Origin of the sequence: Actinomadura sp. WMMB 499 (assembly GCF_008824145.1) — a bacterium.
Classification (GTDB): domain Bacteria; phylum Actinomycetota; class Actinomycetes; order Streptosporangiales; family Streptosporangiaceae; genus Spirillospora.
Genome location: NZ_CP044407.1, coordinates 3,594,286 through 3,613,128 on the forward strand (window position 1 = coordinate 3,594,286; position 18,843 = coordinate 3,613,128).

The 18,843-nt window shown below is 72.2% G+C and carries 20 protein-coding genes; 9 read left to right on the forward strand and 11 right to left on the reverse strand.

Annotation, left to right across the window (positions count from 1 at the left end; all coding sequences use genetic code 11):
* Position 1: 1 nt before the first annotated feature.
* The 3 genes from F7P10_RS15600 to F7P10_RS15610 are packed head-to-tail and all read right to left on the reverse strand — an operon-like array spanning position 2 to position 2,693.
* The gene (locus tag F7P10_RS15600; RefSeq protein ID WP_151010008.1) at positions 2-1,021 is read right to left on the reverse strand and encodes an MlaD family protein; all 1,020 of its coding nucleotides are present in this window, start codon (positions 1,019-1,021) and stop codon (positions 2-4) included.
* The gene (locus tag F7P10_RS15605) at positions 1,018-1,884 is read right to left on the reverse strand and encodes an ABC transporter permease (protein ID WP_151010009.1); all 867 of its coding nucleotides are present in this window, start codon (positions 1,882-1,884) and stop codon (positions 1,018-1,020) included. The genes F7P10_RS15600 and F7P10_RS15605 overlap by 4 nt, the downstream gene beginning before the upstream one ends.
* A complete protein-coding gene (locus F7P10_RS15610; RefSeq protein WP_151010010.1) occupies positions 1,884-2,693 on the reverse strand; it encodes an ABC transporter permease in 810 nt (269 codons plus the stop codon). Before F7P10_RS15610 ends, F7P10_RS15605 begins: the two co-directional genes overlap by 1 nt.
* Positions 2,694-3,071: 378 nt before the next feature.
* Between F7P10_RS15610 and F7P10_RS15615 the strand changes: the two genes are divergently transcribed.
* Together F7P10_RS15615 and F7P10_RS15620 are read left to right on the forward strand one after the other, a co-directional pair.
* Entirely contained in the window at positions 3,072-3,482 is a 411-nt protein-coding gene (locus F7P10_RS15615; protein WP_151010011.1) for a VOC family protein, read from the forward strand.
* Positions 3,483-3,688: 206 nt separating this feature from the next.
* Complete coding sequence (locus F7P10_RS15620; RefSeq protein WP_151010012.1) at positions 3,689-6,337, forward strand: AAA family ATPase; 2,649 nt, start codon at positions 3,689-3,691, stop codon at positions 6,335-6,337.
* Here the strand turns inward: F7P10_RS15620 and F7P10_RS15625 are convergent.
* Positions 6,334-6,624, reverse strand: a complete 291-nt coding sequence (locus F7P10_RS15625; protein WP_151010013.1) for a helix-turn-helix transcriptional regulator — start codon at positions 6,622-6,624, stop codon at positions 6,334-6,336. The two genes, F7P10_RS15620 and F7P10_RS15625, sit on opposite strands and share 4 nt — an antisense overlap.
* A 69-nt stretch (positions 6,625-6,693) precedes the next feature.
* Here F7P10_RS15625 and map point away from each other — a divergent pair, with 69 nt between their 5' ends.
* The 4 genes from map (at position 6,694) to F7P10_RS15645 (ending at position 9,232) form a co-directional block, all read left to right on the forward strand.
* Entirely contained in the window at positions 6,694-7,467 is a 774-nt protein-coding gene (gene map / locus F7P10_RS15630) for a type I methionyl aminopeptidase (RefSeq protein ID WP_151010014.1), read from the forward strand.
* Positions 7,468-7,521: 54 nt separating this feature from the next.
* Positions 7,522-8,400 carry an alpha/beta fold hydrolase gene (locus F7P10_RS15635; RefSeq protein WP_151010015.1) on the forward strand — a complete coding sequence of 293 codons (879 nt, stop codon included), beginning with the start codon at positions 7,522-7,524 and terminating at the stop codon, positions 8,398-8,400.
* Positions 8,401-8,501: 101 nt separating this feature from the next.
* On the forward strand, positions 8,502-8,867 hold the full coding sequence (locus F7P10_RS15640) for a type II toxin-antitoxin system RelE/ParE family toxin (protein ID WP_151010016.1): 366 nt from the start codon (positions 8,502-8,504) through the stop codon (positions 8,865-8,867).
* Positions 8,864-9,232 (forward strand): helix-turn-helix domain-containing protein, encoded by a 369-nt coding sequence (locus F7P10_RS15645; protein ID WP_151010017.1) that lies wholly within the window; start codon positions 8,864-8,866, stop codon positions 9,230-9,232. The genes F7P10_RS15640 and F7P10_RS15645 overlap by 4 nt, the downstream gene beginning before the upstream one ends.
* Before the next feature lie 122 nt (positions 9,233-9,354).
* Here the strand turns inward: F7P10_RS15645 and F7P10_RS15650 are convergent, their stop codons facing one another.
* From F7P10_RS15650 to F7P10_RS15665, 4 genes are all read right to left on the reverse strand, one after another.
* Complete coding sequence (locus F7P10_RS15650; protein WP_151010018.1) at positions 9,355-10,140, reverse strand: phosphotransferase family protein; 786 nt, start codon at positions 10,138-10,140, stop codon at positions 9,355-9,357.
* A gap of 19 nt (positions 10,141-10,159) precedes the next feature.
* Positions 10,160-10,636: a hypothetical protein gene (locus tag F7P10_RS15655; protein WP_151010019.1), complete on the reverse strand. Its 477-nt coding sequence runs from the start codon at positions 10,634-10,636 to the stop codon at positions 10,160-10,162.
* A 119-nt stretch (positions 10,637-10,755) separates the two neighbouring features.
* Complete coding sequence (locus tag F7P10_RS15660; protein ID WP_176611485.1) at positions 10,756-11,106, reverse strand: hypothetical protein; 351 nt, start codon at positions 11,104-11,106, stop codon at positions 10,756-10,758.
* On the reverse strand, positions 11,103-11,339 hold the full coding sequence (locus F7P10_RS15665; protein ID WP_151010021.1) for a hypothetical protein: 237 nt from the start codon (positions 11,337-11,339) through the stop codon (positions 11,103-11,105). Before F7P10_RS15665 ends, F7P10_RS15660 begins: the two co-directional genes overlap by 4 nt.
* 277 nt (positions 11,340-11,616) lie before the next feature.
* Between F7P10_RS15665 and F7P10_RS15670 the strand changes: the two genes are divergently transcribed.
* Positions 11,617-12,891, forward strand: a complete 1,275-nt coding sequence (locus F7P10_RS15670) for a helix-turn-helix transcriptional regulator (RefSeq protein WP_151010022.1) — start codon at positions 11,617-11,619, stop codon at positions 12,889-12,891.
* Here F7P10_RS15670 and F7P10_RS15675 read toward each other — a convergent pair.
* Entirely contained in the window at positions 12,846-13,388 is a 543-nt protein-coding gene (locus F7P10_RS15675; RefSeq protein WP_151010023.1) for a GNAT family N-acetyltransferase, read from the reverse strand. The two genes, F7P10_RS15670 and F7P10_RS15675, sit on opposite strands and share 46 nt — an antisense overlap.
* Positions 13,389-13,752: 364 nt before the next feature.
* Here F7P10_RS15675 and F7P10_RS15680 point away from each other — a divergent pair, with 364 nt between their 5' ends.
* The gene (locus tag F7P10_RS15680) at positions 13,753-15,477 is read left to right on the forward strand and encodes a S8 family serine peptidase (protein ID WP_151010024.1); all 1,725 of its coding nucleotides are present in this window, start codon (positions 13,753-13,755) and stop codon (positions 15,475-15,477) included.
* A gap of 72 nt (positions 15,478-15,549) precedes the next feature.
* Here the strand turns inward: F7P10_RS15680 and F7P10_RS15685 are convergent, their stop codons facing one another.
* Both F7P10_RS15685 and F7P10_RS15690 read right to left on the reverse strand, forming a co-directional pair.
* Complete coding sequence (locus tag F7P10_RS15685; RefSeq protein ID WP_151010025.1) at positions 15,550-16,548, reverse strand: hypothetical protein; 999 nt, start codon at positions 16,546-16,548, stop codon at positions 15,550-15,552.
* Entirely contained in the window at positions 16,548-17,126 is a 579-nt protein-coding gene (locus tag F7P10_RS15690) for an RNA polymerase sigma factor (RefSeq protein ID WP_151010026.1), read from the reverse strand. The genes F7P10_RS15685 and F7P10_RS15690 overlap by 1 nt, the downstream gene beginning before the upstream one ends.
* A 360-nt stretch (positions 17,127-17,486) precedes the next feature.
* Here F7P10_RS15690 and F7P10_RS15695 point away from each other — a divergent pair, with 360 nt between their 5' ends.
* The gene (locus tag F7P10_RS15695) at positions 17,487-18,701 is read left to right on the forward strand and encodes a glycosyltransferase (RefSeq protein ID WP_151010027.1); all 1,215 of its coding nucleotides are present in this window, start codon (positions 17,487-17,489) and stop codon (positions 18,699-18,701) included.
* The last annotated feature ends 142 nt before the right edge of the window (positions 18,702-18,843 follow it).

Genomic DNA, 18,843 nt, shown 5'->3' on the forward strand with positions numbered 1-18,843 from the left:
GTCAGTGGCCTCCCGGTTCGCAGACGCCGACGATCAGCCGGCACGGGTCGGTCGGCAGGAGGCCCTGCGTGCGGATGTAGTTCTTGCCCTCGGGGCCGGCGAGCGACGTCAGCTCCCCATAGAGGGGGAGCAGCCGGCCGCCGGTGCGGACGCCGTCCCCGACCAGGCCGAGCTGGGCGTAGATGACGGCGGCGGCGCGCTCGCCGGAGCGGAACGCCTCGCCGAGCTGCCCGCCGCGCTTGTCGAACCCGTGCGAGACGAACCCGGACAGTTCGGACAGCTCGTCGGCGAACGCCCCGAGCCGTCCGGTGCCGCCCGCCGCCGTCTCCTCGATCAGCGTGTTGGCGTCGCCGTTGATGGCGACGAGGTCGGCGCCGCTGCCGGACGCGGCGAGCGTCCCGGTCAGCCCGGCGGCGTCGGCGAGGAACCGGCGCGCCTCGACGCGGCGGCGGTGCGCGACGTCCGTCAGGACCGACACCTGGTCGATCGTCTCGCCGAGCCGCACGCCCTGCCCGTTCAGTCCCTGCGCGACGGCGTCGACGACCGTCGCGACCTCGGTCGGGTCGATCGCGCTGAGCGTCGCGTCGGCCTGGGCGAGCAGGTCCGACAGGTCCTCGGCGGCGGACGTCCGCTCGATCGTCGCGCCGGACGCCAGGAACGGGCCGTTCCGCTCGCCCGCGCCCGGCGTCAGCTCGACGAACTTCGGCCCGAACGCCGAGAGCGGCTCGATCGACGCCGACACCGACTCCGGCACCCGGACCCCCGGGTCCAGCCGGAGCGTCAGCCGCGCCCGTCCGTCCCCGGTGAGCTCCATCCGCTCGATCGAGCCGACCGTCACGCCGCGCACCTTGACGGGCGCGCCGTCGCCGAGGCCCTGCCCGGCCTGCCCGAACACGGCGGTCAGCCGGAGCCCCTCCGCCTGGAACGGACGGGCCACCAGCAGGCCGACGCCGAGCGCCGTCAGGACGAGCGTCAGCACCGAGATGAGCAGCGCCCGCCGCAGTGGGATTTCGTGGTTCATCCGGTCAACCTCACGGTCGCTCCGTTGCCCCAGAAGACGTAGGAGAGCAGCAGGTTCAGCGTGACGATCGTGATGATCGACAGCCGGATCGCGCGTCCGGACGCGCGCCCCACCCCGGCGGGGCCGCCGCTCGCGTAGTAGCCGTAGTAGCAGTGGATCGTGATCACCGCGAAGGCGAACACCCCGACCTTGATCGCGCTGTAGACGAGGTCGATCGTCGGCAGGTACAGCGTGAAGTAGTAGTCGTAGACGCCCGGGGCCAGGTCGAAGAACTCGGTGCTGATCCACCGGGTGGAGAAGAAGCTCGCGAACAGCGCGATCAGGTAGAGCGGGACGAGCGCGATCAGCGCGGCCACCACGCGGGTGCACACCAGGTAGGCGAACGAGCCGATGCCCATCACCTCGAGCGCGTCGATCTCTTCGGAGATCCGCATCGCGCCCAGTTCCGCGGTGAACGCCGACCCGCACTGCGCCGCCAGCGCCGTCGCGGCGATCACCGGGGTGATCTCGCGTACGTTCGCGAACGACCCGACCAGCCCCATGAACGACTCGGCGCCGATCGACTCCAGCCCGGTGTAGCCCTGCAGGCCGACCTCGGTGCCGACGAAGAACGCCATCGTGAAGATCACGAAGATCATGCCGCCGCCGACGACGGTCGCGCCCGCCCCGACGACGATGTCGCTGACGTGCCGGGCGACCGTCTTGGCGTACTTGCCGCGCAGGATCAGGTCGCGCACCGAGTACAGCAGCACCCGCCAGATGAACACGGGCCACTGGGCGAGGTCGCCGCTGCGCTGGAGCGCGGCGGACCCGGCCGCCGACAGCCGCTCGGCGCTCTTGCGCGCGGACACCGGGGCGGCCATCAGTGGGTGGGCGGGAACGCGACGAAGTACACCGTCGAGATCACGTAGTTGAGGGCGAACACGAGCATGAAGGCGACCACGATCGCCCGGTTGACGGCGCGTCCCACCCCGACGGGACTGGCCGCGCAGTTCATTCCCATGTAGCAGGCGACGGCCGCCGCGATGAGGCCGAACAGCCACGATTTCAGCAGCGTGACCAGCAGGTCGGACGTCTGCAGCAGCGACACCGCGCCCGCGAAGTACGCACCGGGCGTGACGTCCTGCAAGAGCACGTTGAACACGAACCCTCCGGCCGCCCCGGACACGATCACCAGCGACGCCAGCAGCATCGCCACCATGCTCGACGCCCACAGTCGCGGGGTGACGAGCCGGTGCACGGGATTGACGGCCATCGTCTCCATCGCGGCCAGCTCGTCCCGGATCCGGCGGGCGCCCATGTCGGCGGTCATCGCCGACCCGCCCGCGCCCGCGATGATCAGCGCGGCCGCGATCGGCGCCACCTCCCGGACCAGCCCGACGATCACCGCGCCGCCGGTCGAGGACTGCGCGCCGAGCTGCGACGCGAGCTGGCCGACCTGCAACGCGACCGTCGCGCCGAGCGGCAGCGACACCAGCATCACCGGCACGCTCGTGACCCGGGCAAGGAACCAGGACTGCTCGGCGAACTCCCAGCCCCAGGTCCGCACGTCCCAGGTTCGCCGCAGCCCTTCGAGGGCGATGACGAACAGCTCGCCGACCTCGCCGAGGAACGAGCGGACGCGCGCCGCGATCCCCGTCCGGAGCCGCGTCGAGAGACCTGCCGTGACCATGACCGTCACCTCCTCCGCACGTCCCCGCTCACTGTGAAGCTGGCGACACACTAGCGACTTACTGACGCCGCGCCAATAAGCGGCCGCTTATTAACGCCGATCGTTATACCGTCACTCCAGGTCGCCGCCCGTACGCGGCGCGACACGGTCGGGGAGGTGCCGACCAGCGCGATCGTCTCCGCGTGACCGGTGCGGGTGCCGGACGTCGCCTCGGGGACGCCCCTCCGCGGGAGGCACGGCATCGGGAGGACGGCACGGCCGGATCCGGCCCGTCCGCGGAATCGCTCCGCCGCGCCGGGTCCGGCGCCGCCGGTCGTGCTGCGAGCGGGTGTCCGGCCGGACCCTCCGCCTCTCGGGGCTTGTGACAGGATCGCAGGCATGCTGCGTCTCACCGATTTCATCATCGACTGCCCGGACACGATGAAACTGGCGGCCTTCTACGCCGGGGTGACGAGCCGCCCGATCAAGGCCGACAGCACCGCGGACTGGGCCGGGATCCGGTTCGGTGAGATCGAACTGGCCTTCATCCGGGTGGACGACTACCGAGCCCCGCGGTGGCCCGACGGCGAGCACCCGAAGCAGTTCCACCTCGACTTCGAAGTGGACGACATCGAGTCCGAGCAGCGCCGCGTCCTCGACCTCGGCGCGACGCTGGAGCAGGACTTCATCGGCCCCGACGGGTACGGCTGGCGGGTCTACACCGACCCGATCGGCCACCCCTTCTGCCTGTGCCGCAACAAGGGCGTCACCTGGACCGACCAGGGCCCGGTCTTTCCCGCGCGCGGCTAACGCATCCGGCAGGACGCGCGGCACCCCGGCGGGCGCGGCGGCGGGCGATCGTCCGGACCGCGCCCAACCCGGCCGTTCGTACCACGGCAGGTCAGCGGAGATCGAGGCGCGCCACCGGGCACGGGTCACGCCGTGTGGCGGGACTTCGAGCGCCTCCGGGAGGCGGCGCCGCGGCGGGCGGGCCGTCCGGCATAAAGTTGGTGCCCGTGCTCTACGGCAGGTCAGCGGAGGTCGAGGCGCTCGACGAGGTGATCGGGCGGGCCCGCGACGGCTCCGGCGGCGCGGTGGTGTTGCGGGGCGAGGCGGGCGCGGGCAAGACCGCGCTGCTCGACGCGGCGGCCGGACGGGGCGGCGCGATGCGCGTGCTGCGCACCACCGGCGCGGAGGCCGAGTCCGACCTCGCGTTCGCGGCGCTGCACCAGATCCTCTGGCCGGTGACCGGCTCGCTCGGCGCGCTGCCCGAGCCGCAGCGCGACGCCGTGAGCGCCGCCCTGGGCCTCGCCCCGGGCAGTGCCGGAGACCGTTTCCTACTCGGCGCCGGAGTGTTCTCGCTACTGGCCGAGGCCGCCGCGCCGGACGGGCTGATCTGCGTCGTCGACGACTTCCAGTGGGTCGACCGGGCTTCGGCCGACGCGCTGCTGTTCGCCGCCCGGCGGCTGGGGACGGAACGGATCGCGATGCTGCTCGCCGTCCGCGGCGACGCCCCGGTCACGGGCGTCCCGGCCGTGGACGTGCGCGGACTGCCGGAGCCGGCGGCGGCGGAGCTGCTGGAGTCCCGGCACGGCGGCCTGGACGCCCGGGTGGCGCGCGAGCTCGCGGCGCTGACCGGCGCGAACCCGCTCGCCCTGGTCGAGATCGCCGCGCACCTGACGCCCGCGCAGCTCGCCGGGCGGGCCCCGCTGCCCGACCCGCCGCCCGGCGGCGCCCGCCTCTTCGGCGGCCGGGTGGCCGCGCTGTCCGCGCCCGCCCGACTGGTCGCCCTGGTCGCCGCGCTGGAGCCCGAACTCGACCACGTCCTGCACGCGGCGGACCGGTTGCTCGCCGAACCGCCCGGGCCCCGCGCCGCACTGGCCGAACTGGAAGGGGCCGGACTGGCCGGGGTGTCGGGGACGCGCGTGCGCTTCCGGCATCCGCTCGTCCGGTCCGCGGTTCTGGAGGCGGCCGCACCCGCCGACGTCCGCCGGGTACACGCCGTCCTGGCGGAGCTGACCGACGGCGACCGCCGTGCCCGGCACCTGGCCGGGGCCGCCCTCGGGCGGGACGAGCGGGTCGCCGCCGCGCTGGCGGACGCCGCCGCGCGGGCCCGCGACCGCGGCGGTTACGGCACGGCCGCCACCGCGCTGGCCCGCGCCGCCGAGCTGACCCCGGAGCCGCACGCCCGCGCCGTCCGGCTGAAGGACGCCGCCGTCGCGGCCTGGCTCGGCGGGCGGCCGGGGCGGGCGGAGTCGCTGCTGGCCGAGGCGCGCGACCTCGCGGGCGGGGACGCGGCCCTCGGCATGGAGCTGGCCCGGCTCCGCGGCAGGTTCGAGCTGACCTCGGGCAGCGCCGCCGAAGCCGTCCGGATCCTGGCGGCGGGCGACGACCTGGACATGCTGGCCGACGCCGTCGAGGCGGCCTCCTACGTCGGCGACACCGCGGCCGTCATCGACCTCGCCCGCCGCGCCGCCGCCCACCCGGAGGGGTTCCTGCGGGACACCGTCGCCGGTATCGGCCTCACCCTGGACGGCGACGACGCCGGGCCCGGCCTGCTGCGGCGGGCACTCGCCCGGACGGACGACCTGCGGGACGCAGCCGAGCACCTGTGGGCGTCCGCCGCCGCCAGCGCCCTGCGCGAGTGGGACCGGGCCGCCGAGATGGCCGCCAAGGCCGAGCGGGTGGCCCGGATGTCGGGGATGGCCGGGCAACTGCCCGTCGTGCTGGAGTTCGCGGCGACCGCCGAACGCTTCGCCGGACGCCTCGCGCGCAGCCGGGCCGTCGCCGAGGAGGGGCTCGCGCTCGCGCGGGAGGCCGGGTACGCCAACACCGTGGCCGCCCACCTGGCCAACCTGGCGCTGGTCGCGGCCCTGCGCGGCGACGAGGAGACCTGCGAGCGGCACGCGCGCGACGCGCTGGCCATCGCCCTGCCGCACCGGGTGGGGCTGCACGCGGGGAAGGCCGCGTACGCGTCCGCGCTGCTCGACCTGTGCCTGGGCCGGTACGCGTCGGCGCACGACCGGTTCACGGCCCTCGCCGCGGCCGGACCGGGCGCCGGGCACCCGACCGTCGTGCAGCGGTCGGCCCCGGACCGCGTGGAGGCCGCCGTGGGCACGGGCGACGACGCCGCCGCCCGGACCGTCCTGGCCAGTTACGAACGCCTGGCGGCGCACGCCCCGCCGCCCGAGTCCGCGGCCCTGCTCGCCCGCTGCCGGGGCCTCGTCGACGCGTCCGAGGACGCCTTCGCCGACGCGCTGCGCCTGCACACCAACCCGTTCGAGGCAGCCCGCACGGCGCTCCTGCTGGGCGAGCGGCTGCGCCGGACGCACCGTCCGGGCGAGGCGCGGGCGCACCTGCGGGCGGCGCGGGAGACGTTCGACGCCGCGGGCGCGCACCCCTGGGCGCGGCGCGCGCGGGACGAGCTGCGGGCGGCGGGCGAGCACCCGCAGGCCCCGCCCCCGGCCGTCCTGGACGCGCTGACCCCGCAGGAGCTGCGCATCGCGGGCCTGGTCGCCGACGGCCTGTCGAGCAAGCAGATCGCCGCGCGCCTGTTCCTCAGCCCCCGCACGGTCGAGTACCACCTGTACAAGATCTACCCGAAACTCGGCATCGGCTCCCGCACCGACCTGGCGCGCCTGGTGGTCCGGGCCGGGGACGCCTAGGACGCCAGGCGCGCGTCCGGGCCCGAACCGGCGAGTTCGTCCTCCGTCCGGTTGATCTCCGACCACACGGCGTCGAGGGAGAGGCCGAGGACGCCGACGATCGCGGCGATGGTCGGGAAGGCGGGGGTGGCCACGCGACCGGACTCGATCTTCCGGAGGGTCTCCGGCGAGACGCCCGCGTCCAACGCGGTACTGAGCATCGATCTCTCTCCCCTGGCACGTCGCAGGAGAGCGCCGAGGCGCTGTCCGCGCTCGACCTCTTCGGGAGTGAGCGGCAACCTGACCATGCCGCCGATTCTAATACCGGGATAGTATGGCCGGGATAGTTATTGGCCGCACGAGTAGGGACGCCCCCCGTGATCGAGATCCTGAACCCCACCGAACTGCCCCGGGCCAAGGAGGCGGGCGCCCTGGTCGCCGCCATCCTGCAGACGATGAAGAGCCGAAGCGCGGTCGGCACGAACCTCCTAGAGATCGACGGCTGGACCCGGGAGATGATCACCGGTGCCGGTGCGGAGTCCTGCTACGTCGACTACGAGCCGTCCTTCGGGCGCGGACCATTCGGCCACTACATCTGCACCTCCGTCAACGACGCCGTCCTGCACGGGAAGCCGTACGACTACGCGCTCGCCGACGGCGACCTGCTGACGCTCGACCTCGCGGTCTCCCTCGGCGGCGTCGTCGCCGACTCCGCGATCAGCTTCCTCGTGGGCGACGCGGCGCCCGCGCCGGACGACGTCGCGATGATCGACGCGACCGAGCGCGCGCTGAGCGCGGGGATCGCCGCCGCCGGACCGGGCGTCCGCATCGGCGACGTCTCGCACGCCATCGGCACGGTCCTCGGCGAGGCGGGATACCAGATCAGCACCGAGTTCGGCGGTCACGGCGTCGGCTCGACGATGCACCAGGACCCGCACGTCCCGAACAAGGGCCGCCCCGGACGCGGGTACAAGCTGCGCCCCGGGCTCCTGCTGGCCCTCGAGCCCTGGATCATGCAGGACACCGCCGAACTCGTCACCGACGCCGACGGCTGGACCCTCCGCAGCGCCACCGGCTGCCGGACGGCCCACAGCGAGCACACGATCGCCATCACCGACGACGGCGCCGAGATCCTCACCCTCCCGGAGTGAGGCCCAGTAGTCCTACGGAAGGCACCCGTACCCGTTCACGGCATGCTCTGAGGCATGCGAGACGTGAACATCTGGAGCGAGGAGTTCGGCGCCGCGACCGGCGCGCCGATCCTGCTGATCATGGGGTCGATGTCGCAGGGCGTCCTGTGGCCGGACGAGTTCGTCGGCCTCCTGGCCGCCGGGGGCCGCCGGGTGATCCGCTACGACCACCGCGACACCGGCATGTCCGACACCGTCGACTTCGCGGCGGACCCGTACACGTGGGACGACATCAAGAACGACGTCCACCGCGTGATGGACGCCCACGGCCTGGAGAGCGCCCACCTGGTCGGGCATTCGGCGGGCGGCCTGCTCGCCCAGCTCATCGCGGTCGAACGCCCGGACCGCGTCCGCTCACTGACCGTCATCGCGTCCTCCCCCCTCGGCGGCGGCGAGGGCGAGGTGCTCGTGCGGGCCCTCACCAACCAGCCGCAGCCCCCGGGGAGCCTGCCCGAGCCCACCCCGGAGTTCGTGTCCTACTTCCAGGCGCAGATGACCGCCCCACCACCGCAGGACCGCCGCGCCCGCATCGACGGCATGATCGCCGAACAGCGCGTCCTGCACGGCACCGGGCTGCCCTTCGACGAGGACGCCGCACGCCGCCTGCAGGAACGCGTCCACGACCGCGCCCGCGATCTGTCCGCCGCCGCGAACCACCGCCTCGCCGCCGCGGCCAACCCCGACTTCGAACCCGTCGACGTCCTGCACCGCGTGACCGCGCCCACGCTCGTCATCGAGGGCGACCACGAACCCGTCAAGCCGGGCCACGGCGCGATCATCGCCGACCGCATCCCCGGCGCCCGCCTGCTGACCGTCCCGGGCCTGGGCCACACCCTCCCACCCGAAACCCACGACCACCTGACGACCGCCATCCTCGACCACACCGCCGAGTGACCACCCCCGCTCACCGCCGGTCCGCCCGGTGCTCGGCCCACCGTTGGGCGGCTGCGGCGTACCAACTTATATGCTTCCTTGTATAATCGGAGCGTGAGCACTTGTGGCGGATTGAGATCGAGCCGGAGGTTCGGCAGTGGTTGGAACTCCTCACCGACCGGCACTACGACAAGGCCGAACGGGCGGCCGACATGCTCGCGTCCCAGCCGACCACGCTCGGCGAACCGTACTCGCGCCACCTCGGCGGCAAGGTCCGGGAGTTACGCTTCGTCTTGGACGGCAACTCCGTCCGCATCACCTACTGGCTCGCCCCGCGGCAACGAATCGTGCTGCTAACCGTGTTCCACAAGACCCGGCAGCGCGAGGAGGCGGAGATCGAACGAGCCCGGCAGGCGCAGAAGGTATGCGAAGCCGAGCACGATCCCGCCGAGCACACCTACGACCGGAGCAAGGAGGACACACCGTGAACCACACCCAGTGGAAGACTCGCCGAACCAAGAAACTCCTGGGCGAAACGGTCGAAGAGTCCCCCGCCTACATCGAGGCCGGACATGCCCTCGCGCTCGGCCAGGCCGTCCACGACCGGCGCCTTACGCTCGACCTCTCCCAAGCCGAGCTGGCTCGCCGCGCGGGCATGACGCAACCGCAGATCTCCAATATCGAGGGCGGCGACTCGGTCCCCACTCTGCCCCTGCTCACCCGACTCGCCGGCGCGCTGGACGCATCCCTGACCATCCAACTGGACGACGGAGACTCCACCTTCGTGTTCACGCCGCACCACACCCCCGGCCCTGACACGGCGTCCGGTGACGGGCACACCTCGGCCGCATGACCGAGGCCGTTCCGCCGACCGTCCAGAGGCAGCGGATACGTTCTCGAATGCTGAGATGAGCAGGTAGGCCGGCGCACAGATGACCGCGCCAGCGCCGCAGGACCGCCGAGTGCCTCCAACGCTCACGATGCCCGGTGCTCGGCCCACCGTCGGGCGGCTGCGGCGTGCTCCAAGGCCCACTGGGCGCGGTTCGTCTCGGTGTTCTTCCGCCACCTGTCGGCGAAGGCCCGCGCGTACTGGTCGATGTGCGCCGGTTCGGTGCCACTCCAGGACGGGAAGCGTGCCACCCAATCCTCCGCCCGCGCGGGCTCGTGTCCCGCCTTCAACAGCCACGGGATCAGCCGGGCGAGTTCGATGAAGGCCGCACCGCGAGAGACGAACGCCCAATCGACGACGCGCACCGTCCCGTCGTCCGCGATCAGCAGGTTCGCCGGGTTGAGGTCGCAGTGCAGCAGCGTGTCGCCCGCCCACGAGGGCACGCCGGGACGATCGACGCGCCTGCGATCGAGCACGTCCGGGCACGGCATGGCCTGGAGGGCGTCCACGACCTTCGCAAGCGCCTCCAAGTCGGGCGAACCGGGCCGGTAGTCGGCGTGCCGCGCCTCGACGTGCTCGAAGCCGAGAACGAGCCAGCCCCCCGCCTCCACGGTCCAGTGGAGGCGGGGAGCGTGCTCGGCGACGTGGGGGTTGATCGCGGCTTCCCAGCGCAGCGACTTGACCTCGGGGCCGTCGCCGTCCGGTTCCTTCCGCGCGGCCTTGACGAACACGCGTCCGTCCACGGTGTACAGCGTGGAGGCGATGTCCGCGTGGTTACCGGCGGGCGCAGCCTCGATGCGTCGAATCCCTCCGGTCTGCGCCTCAACGCCCTCGCGAACCTCGTCCGGCAACGCGCTCCAGTCGATGCGCACGATCGTCCCCCTCGTCGGCTCAGGCGGTGACCGGCGGCGTCGTGCAGTTCTCCGGACAGCAGGTCTCGCCGTCCGTCCACCATTCCAGGTCGACCCGGTACCCGGTGGCCCGCATCGCCGAGATGGCCCGCTCCGACGCCGCGCCGGACCGGACGTCCTCGTCCATGACCGGCACGTGGTGCATGTACCGGCCTGCGCCCCGGTCGCAGACGGCGGCGAAGTTGCGGGTCCGCATCATCGACCGGTGCCACACCTTGTCCACGGCCGGGGACGGCGCGAACTTGACCCACCTGGACGGGTCGCCGCCGACCACGCGAAGGGCGTCGCCCCATGCCTTCATGAACACGAGGAACTGCTCCACGCCCTGCTCTGCATAGGGCCGGGTCACCTTGTCGAAGGTGACGACGTCTTCGACCATGAGCTCGAACATCTCCAGGGAGTCCAGCTCACGAGGATCGCGGACGGTCTCGTCCGTCCGCTCGATGGTGACGGTCATGTGCACTCCTCACTGCGCGCCGGGTGGTTGGTGCCGAGCCCCCGAGTGGCGCGTCTCGGGGGCGCGGGGGTCGGAGGGGCGGCGCGGTGGACGGGAGGGAGCCGCCGCGCCGCCCGGTATCAGGGGGTCACGAGCACGTCGAGTGCGGCCCGCAGCCATCCCCGACGCAGGCGCGCCGGACGGCGGCGCACCGGCGGCGCGGGTCTCCCGCGCGGACGCGACGGCGGCGGCACCACCGCGACACGCGGCGGCCTCGGCTCGTGCACGGCATCCGCGCGCCGCACCCCCAGTTCGTCCAGGCGGTGGACCAGCGCGGCAGGCGTGGGCGCCTCGACCAGGCGGTGGCGGCCCGTGCGGTCGCGGGCGCACGCCCACCAGCTCCCGGTGTGCCGGCCCAGCCACGCGCACGTGCCCGGATACCGCCGCGCCACCTCGGCCGCGATGCGTTCGGGCGTCCACGGCGCGCTCATCGACCCGACTCCCCGCGCTCGGCCAGGTACCCGAGGACGAACGTCGTCGCGTCCACCACCCGGTCGGCCTCGGCGATCGGCTCGTTCCACGACGTCCAGAACCACAGCCGTCCGCCGTCGTCCGGACGGGGACGGCAGGTGATCACATCGGACGGGACGGACGCCGCGTCGCAGCAGCCCGACGCGTCCGGGTTCGAGACGCGCAGCCCGCGCGCCGTCAGCTCGACCTCCAAGCGCCGGGCACCCAAGTACGCGCCAAGCGCTGCGAGCGGCTCACGAGAAGTCGTACCATTCGCCACAGGTCGGACCTACTTTCCGGCCGAGGCCCCGGCGCTCCTGGTGTGGCTGCACCAGGCCGGGGCCGCTTTTGTTTTCACGGCCATGAAAATGCGAATCCGGTTACCGTGGAAGGCGTTGCCTGTTGCCTGCCGATGCTGGCAACAGGCAACACCCACTATCGACAGATAGGGCCGGTTATGACGGATTTCGGCAAAGAAGATGCGGGATCTCATGATCGAGCGCGGCATATCGCTGCGCGTACTGGCGGCCGATGTGCACTTCGATGCGGGTTACCTGTCGAAGATCCGCAGCGGCTGCCGAACCCCGTCGGCCGAACTCGTCCGGAAACTGGACGAGACTCTTGGGGCGCACGGGGAACTCATCGCACTTGCGTCGACTGCGCGAGGACGTATCGACGGGCCGAGTAGCGTGGAGCGGGCGAGGCCACAACCCGGCGTCCCGAACAAGGAGGACGACGACATGGAGCGACGTCGACTTCTGCAGGCACTGGCCGCCCTCGGCATCACCGCTTCCCCGGCCGTGGAAGCCCTCCAGCACATACACGGCGGCGTCGATCGCGCACTGGGGCGAAGCGAGGACAGCCAGCTCGACGAATGGGAAGAAACGGTCGCCGAGTACGGGTACAGCTACCTTTTGCTTCCCCCGCAGCAACTATTGCGTGACCTGGCGGTCGACCTGGTCGCGGTCCAGCAGATTACCGCGCGGCGCGGCGACGACCGCCTGTTCGGCTCCTGGTGCCGGGTGACGAGCGGCCTGTCCCTGCTCATGGCCAAGACGCTCTGCAATCTCGGCGAGCCGCACATGGCGCGGCAGTGGTGGGTCACGGCCCAGCACGCGGCGGACTCTTCCGGCGACACCAACCTGAGTCTCTGGGTCGGCGAGGAGCGTCTCATTCACGGCCTTTACGAAGGTCGCCCCGTTACGGTGCTGCTGCGCAAGGCAAATGAAACGCTTGAGCTCTCCGCGGGCACCCCATGCCGAGGCCTGGCGGCCCTGCACGCGACCCGCGCTCAGTTGCTGGCACTGGAAGGACGTGCCCCAGAGGCAGAGGCGAATCTACGGGCCTGCGAGGAGATTTCCTCAGCCTTGCCCGCATCGGCCACCGACGTGCGTTCCGTCGATGGGTGGGCTGAAGATCGGGTGCACTACACCGCCGCATGGGTCCACGCATATGCAGGTGACCGCGCTCGGCTGGACACGTCGGTCGCCGATGCTCTGGCGATCCTGCCCGCCGACAACCCGCGCACGAGCACCCAGCTCACGCTGCTGCGGGCGGCCGGTCATGTGCGCGCGGGTGACGTCACCGAGGGCGTGCGGCTCGCGCATACCGTCTACGAGGCGCAGCCGCGCGAGCACCGGACCACGATGGTGAACAGCCTCGCCCGCAAGGTCACCCAGGCCGTACCTGCGCGACGCCGCGCGGATCCGGGCGTCGCCGACTACGTGGAACTGGTCGGCTCCGGCTCGCGCAAGTCGATCGCGTAGAGGTCGAACGCGGCCAGGGTCTCCTTCGCACCGCCCGGCACTCGGCCGACCTGACGCCAGCCCCACCGGCGGTACATCTCCTGGTTCGCCTGCTCGTGCGGCGCCGTGGCGAGCGTCGCCCGCTCCTCCGTCCGTCCGGCGAGCAACTCGTCCAGGAGGCGTCGCCCCAAGCCCCGGCCTCGATGGGTGCGGCGGACCGCGAGGTCGATCACGGCGAACGTCCGGGCGCCGGTCTCGGTGGTGAAGCCTGCGGGCGCGGCCGGCTCCAGGCCGTCCCACCAGGTCGTCCCGGCCGGTAGCGGCAGGCCGTAGACGAAGCCGGTGAGGGCGGCCGCCTGCCGGGCGGTCACCGCCTCGAAGCCGGGGGACGCCATCTGGCGCCGCATGCGCCACCGGTAGTCGTCGAGGTCGGATTCCGGGAACGCCTCGGCGTACAGAGGTTCGATCTCGCCGAGGCGCTGCTGGGCTTCCGTGCCGGTCAGGTGGGCCAGATCCATGCGGCCATGAGAGCACACGAAATGGCATCGGCTCAGGGCCGGAGAGCCGTTGGGCGCGCACGCCGGGTGCCGGACGGCTCTCGCGGTGGCCGGAGATCACGGGCTGCGGCTCCGCGATGGCCCCCGAGAACGGATAACGGGCGTGTCGTAACCATAATTCGCCCTGTTCAGCCGCCGGTTATTGGCTGATTTCGACGAACGTGCGGGCGGCCGCTGGGCGAATGTCGTGGGCTCTCGCCTGCCCGAACGGAAGCTGCCCCATTTCGTTACAAATCCGTACGCAAGCCTCAACCGTCACCGCCGTAGCGTCTCCTGACTCCCCCCATTTCGGGCGTATCGCCATCTTTTGCCAGGAGGTTGTGCGTTGCGGCGTACCTTGATCACCGCCGCCTGCGCCGTCGTCACCGCGACGACCGCGCTGGCGGTCCCAGCTTCGGCCGTGCCGAACGAGGCATCCGGCCAAGCCTCCGAGTACGTCGTCCTCTACAAGGACGGCGCCTCGCTCACCGATGCCCGCGCCGCCGTCGAGGCGGCCGGGGGCGCGATCGTCCACGAGAACACCGACGTCGGTGTCGCGACCGTGCGTTCCACCGACGCCGGATTCGCGGAGCAGGTCCGGCGGCAGGGCGCCCTGGACGGCGCCGCCTCCAACCGCGTGATCGGCCGGGCCCCCAAGACCGGGAAGGTCACCGACCCGTTCGCGGTGGAGAAGGAGGGCCGGAACCGGACCACCGGCACCACGGCCGTCCAGCGCGGCAAGAAGGGCGAGGAGCCCCTCGCGGATCTGCAGTGGGACATGAAGCAGATCGGCGCCACGGCCAAGGGCTCGTACAGGGTCGAGCCCGGTGACCGGCGCGTCACCGTCGGCGTCATCGACACCGGCATCGACGGCTCCCACCCGGACATCGCGCCCAACTTCAACCGGAAGCTGAGCCGGAACTTCACCACCGACATCCCCGTCGACGCCAACGGCGCGGAGGTCGACGGTCCCTGCATCGACGAACCGGACAAGTCGTGCAACGACCCGGCGGACGTGGACGAGAACGAGCACGGCACCCACGTCGCCTCGACGATCGCGTCGCCGCGCAACGGTCTCGGCATGGCCGGCGTCGCTCCCAAGGTGTCGCTCGTCAACCTGCGCGCGGGCCAGGACTCCGGCTACTTCTTCCTGCAGCCCACGGTGGACGCCCTCACCTACGCGGGCAAGCGCGGCATCGACGTGGTCAACATGAGCTACTACATCGACCCGTGGCTGTTCAACTGCGCGAGCAACCCCGCCGACTCCCCGGCCGACCAGGCCGAGCAGCGGACGATCATCAAGGCGGCGAACCGGGCGCTGAACTTCGCGCACCGGCACGGCGTCACCCTGGTGGCCGCCGCGGGCAACGAGGCGATCGACTACACGAAGACGAACACCGACGCGAGCAGCCCGGACTTCGCGTCCGAGCCCGGCGAGGCGCCCTACGAGCGCACGATCCCGGCGAGCTGCCTCTCGCTGCCGGGTGAAGGCGACCACGTCATCCCGGTCTCCTCGACCGGCGTCAGCGAGCGCAAGGCGTTCTACTCGAGCTTCGGGGACGGCTACATCGCCGTCGCGGCGCCCGGCGGCGACACCTACGACAACGCCGAGCAGAAGGCCGACCCCGAGGCCGGGATCTGGGCCGCCTACCCCGAGGCGATCGCGCGCGCCCGGGGCGAGCTGAACCCGGACGGGACGCCCAACACCCCGTGGGTGGTGCGTAGCTGCAAGGGCGGCAAGTGCGGGTACTACCAGTCGATCCAGGGCACCTCGATGGCGTCGCCGCACGCGGCGGGCGTCGCGGCGCTGATCGTCAGCAAGTACGGCAAGCGCGACCGGCGCAACGGCGGGCTCACCCTGAACCCGGCTGTCGTCCGGTCGGTCCTGACCAGCAGCGCGAATGCGAAGGCGTGCCCGCCCACCGGCTCGTACACCTACACCCGGTACGTGCTGCAGGCGGACGGGTCGTACGAGAAGGTCGTGACGACGCACCCCTGTGAGGGCTCGAAGCGCCAGAACTCCTTCTACGGCGAGGGCATCGTCAGCGCGTTCAACGCCGTGAGGCGCTGACCGACGGCGACACCCGCCACGTACGCGGCCCCCGACCGTGCGGTCGGGGGCCGCGTTCTTCGTGGTCGCGTGTCAGAACTTGCCGGCCTTGATGTCGGCGAGGCGTACCCGGGAGTTGTGGTAGTAGATCGTCTTGTCCGGCGCGTCCGGCGCCTCGCCGGTCAGGGCGACGGGCCGGCCCGTGCCCGCGTCGATGATCAGCGTCTCCTCGAACCCCCCGTTGGCGGGCCAGCCGTCCACCAGCGTGAGCGTGGGCCGTCCGGCGGTGGTGGTCTCGGTGACCTCGACCCTCGGCATCGTCGCCATGATGCGGAGGACACCGGCCCGGACCTGGGGATTCTGCGGCGCCGCGAGCAGGGCGTCGATGGAGTTCGACCAGATGTGGTTGTCGGTGATCTGCGCCTTCTGCTCGGGGGTCAGCGGCTTCGGCGGCACGTACTCCTCGCCCCGCTCCTCGGCGGCGCTCTTGAGCTTCTCCGTTCGTTCCTTCTCCAGATCCGGTGCCCCGCCCTGCGGAAGGTTGGCGGTGGCCATTCGTGTGCGCGCGGTCTTGATATCGCCCTTAACGGCGTAGAGTGCCACGGCAATGGCGCCCTTGAAGGTGTCATCTCCCCTGTTCTTGACGATTGCCTGCCGCAGGGCCTTTCTGTCGTTCGCCCAGTAGTAGGTGCCGTCGTCGGTATAGAGGCCGATGCCCTTGCCGCCCGGTTCGTCACTTGTCGGCGAGTCGTTGGCGATCTGCAGGGTCGCGTCGCCCCGTGTCTCGGGCCGCAGGGGCGTGATGTCCGACGCCAGCTCGGTCAGGATCGGGTCGCCCGCCGCCGGGGACGCCTCCACGACGGTGCCGCCGGGCGCCGACGTGAGGGCCACCGTCACCGCCGCGGCGGCGGCGACCAGGGCGGCGGCGCCGAAGCCCACCGTCCGGCGCATGCCCCATCGGGTCCTCCGGCGGACCTCGGGCTCTTCGGGTGCCATCGCCGACCGGAGCGAGACCCTGGCGTCCTCGAATGCGCTCGGCCGCAGCGGTTCGGCGTCGCGCAGGTTCTTCAGCAGTTCCATCTCGTCGACCATCAGTTGGCCTCCTTCAGCGTGTTCTGGTCGGCCAGCAGCGCGGCCATTCCCGGCGCGTCCCGCAGCGCCTTGCGCGCCTCGTGCAGGCGGCGGCGCGCCGTTCCCGGCGGTATGCCGATCGCCCGCCCCGCGTCGGCGACGGTCAGGTCCTCCCAGGCCACCAGGGTCAAGATCTCCCGCTGCTGCGGCTGGAGCAGCGCCAGCGCGCTCCGCAGCACCGACTCGGCGTCGACGCGGCCGTCCACGGCGGCCCACGGGTCCCAGCCGGACGCCATGCCGGTCATGTCCGCCTGCGGCTCCTCGGCCGGACGGGAGCGCCAGTGCCGCCGGAGGATGTTGTGCGCGACGCCGAACAGCCACGGGCGGGCGTCGCGGAACGAGCGGTCGTAGGCCGCCCGGGACCCGAGCGCGGCCACCCACACCTCCCCCAGCAGGTCCTCCGCCGTTTCCCGGCCGGCCCGGCGGGCGAGGTAGGCCCCCACCGCCGCCTCGTGCCGCCGGACGACCTCGACGAAGGCGTTCCCGTCACCGTCGAGCGACCGGGCGATCAACTCCGCATCATCTGGATCGGGTGTCATGCCCCTCCTCGCTTCTGGACCGCCTTACATCTGGGAATTGCCGAACTGCGGGGCGAAGCGTTCAGGGCTGGTCGGCGTCCTGTTCGCGCACCTGGCCGGTCCCGTCGCCGGAGCTGCGGTGCGGTGGAGGTCGCGGCCGTCGAGCGGGATCGCCGTTGCCGGACGGAAAGCAGGCCTCATGACTCGAGATCGCCGGGGCCCGGTCGGGTTCTCGGTCGTCGACGGCAAAACAAAAGGCAAGGAGTTCGCTCTCCTTGCCACTCTCAATTTATAGCGCACCCCGGGGCTTGCGGCAAGACCCGGGGGTTGCCTCACCATTGTCGTCCGAACCCACAGCCTGCGAAAAAGGGGGATCACAAAGTGCGTGCCGTATTGACGACGTGGGGGTCGCGCGGGGACGTCGAGCCGGTGGTGGCGCTCGCGCTGCGGCTGCGGGAACTCGGGGCGGAGGTGCGGGTGTGCGCGCCACCGGACGAGGAGTTCGCGGCGCTGCTGGACCGGGCGGGGGTGCCGCTGCTGCCGCTGCTCGACCGGACGGTGCGGTCGGTGGTGGCCGGGGACCGTCCGCTGAAGCCGGAGGACGCGTTCCGGCTCGCGCCCGAGCTGGTCGCGGCGCGGTTCGATGTGCTCGCGCGGGCGGCGGAGGGCGCCGACGTGCTGCTGGCGACCGGTCTGCTGCCGGCCGGTGCGCGGTCGGTGGCCGAGAAGCTCGGCGTCCGGTACGCGTTCGCGTGCTTCCATCCGTTCGGGCTGCCGTCGCGGCACTTCCCACCGGGAGCGCGGCCGGGCGTCCAGTCGCCGGAGGGCGAGACGGACCTGGAGGTGCTCTGGGAGCAGGACGCCCAGCGCGTGAACGCCTTGTACGGGGAGGCGCTCAACACCCATCGGGCGGCGATCGACCTGCCGCCGGTGGACAACGTCCGCGACTACGTCTTCACCGACCGGGGCCTGCTGGCGGCCGACCCGGTGCTGGGTCCGTGGCACGACCTGACGGAACTCGAACTCGTGCAGACGGGCGCGTGGATCCTGCCGGACGAACGTCCGCTCCCGAAGGAACTGGACGCCTTCCTGGACGCGGGCGAACCGCCGGTGTACGTGGGGTTCGGCAGCATCGCGATGCGCGGCTCGGACGTCGCGCGGGTGGCCGTCGAGGCGGTGCGCGGGCACGGCCGCCGCGTGCTGCTCGGGCGCGGCTGGGCGGGCCTGGAGCCGGTCGACGGCGGGGGCGACTGCTTCGCCGTCGGCGAGGTCAACCAGCAGGCGCTGTTCCGGCGGGTGGCCGCCGTCGTGCATCACGGCGGTGCGGGCACCACGACGACGGCCGCGCGGGCGGGCGCGCCTCAGGTGGTGGTGCCCCAGTACGCGGACCAGCCGTCGTGGGCGGCGCGGGTGGCGGAGCTGGGCATCGGCGCCGCGCACGACGGTCCCGTCCCGACGTCCGCTTCCCTGTCGGCCGCCCTGGCGACGGCCCTGCGGCCCGAGACCGGGACGCGGGCGAAGGAGGTGGCCGGGACGGTCCGCGGCGACGGGGCGACGGTGGCGGCGCGGCTGCTGCTGGACGGGTTCGGCCGGTAGGACCACGTGCACGCCCGGTTCCCGCGCGGCGGGAACCGGGCGTGCCGGGGCCGGTCGGCGAACGACGCGATAATGTCATTTTCCGTAGCGAGAACGCCCCTTCCACAAGGCCGCGATTCCTGCGAGGATGCGGGGACGTCCG

What these genes read in the sequence shown, in the direction of transcription:
- F7P10_RS15625 (WP_151010013.1), bottom strand. Translation starts at nt 6,624, where the DNA reads ATGGTCAGGTTGCCGCTCACTCCCGAAGAGGTCGAGCGCGGACAGCGC.
- F7P10_RS15670 (WP_151010022.1), top strand. Translation starts at nt 11,617, where the DNA reads ATGATCGAGCGCGGCATATCGCTGCGCGTACTGGCGGCCGATGTGCAC.
- F7P10_RS15605 (WP_151010009.1), bottom strand. Translation starts at nt 1,884, where the DNA reads ATGGCCGCCCCGGTGTCCGCGCGCAAGAGCGCCGAGCGGCTGTCGGCG.
- F7P10_RS15610 (WP_151010010.1), bottom strand. Translation starts at nt 2,693, where the DNA reads ATGGTCACGGCAGGTCTCTCGACGCGGCTCCGGACGGGGATCGCGGCG.
- F7P10_RS15675 (WP_151010023.1), bottom strand. Translation starts at nt 13,388, where the DNA reads ATGGATCTGGCCCACCTGACCGGCACGGAAGCCCAGCAGCGCCTCGGC.
- F7P10_RS15600 (WP_151010008.1), bottom strand. Translation starts at nt 1,021, where the DNA reads ATGAACCACGAAATCCCACTGCGGCGGGCGCTGCTCATCTCGGTGCTG.
- F7P10_RS15660 (WP_176611485.1), bottom strand. Translation starts at nt 11,106, where the DNA reads ATGAGCGCGCCGTGGACGCCCGAACGCATCGCGGCCGAGGTGGCGCGG.
- F7P10_RS15635 (WP_151010015.1), top strand. Translation starts at nt 7,522, where the DNA reads ATGCGAGACGTGAACATCTGGAGCGAGGAGTTCGGCGCCGCGACCGGC.
- F7P10_RS15685 (WP_151010025.1), bottom strand. Translation starts at nt 16,548, where the DNA reads ATGGTCGACGAGATGGAACTGCTGAAGAACCTGCGCGACGCCGAACCG.
- F7P10_RS15690 (WP_151010026.1), bottom strand. Translation starts at nt 17,126, where the DNA reads ATGACACCCGATCCAGATGATGCGGAGTTGATCGCCCGGTCGCTCGAC.
- F7P10_RS15615 (WP_151010011.1), top strand. Translation starts at nt 3,072, where the DNA reads ATGCTGCGTCTCACCGATTTCATCATCGACTGCCCGGACACGATGAAA.
- F7P10_RS15655 (WP_151010019.1), bottom strand. Translation starts at nt 10,636, where the DNA reads ATGACCGTCACCATCGAGCGGACGGACGAGACCGTCCGCGATCCTCGT.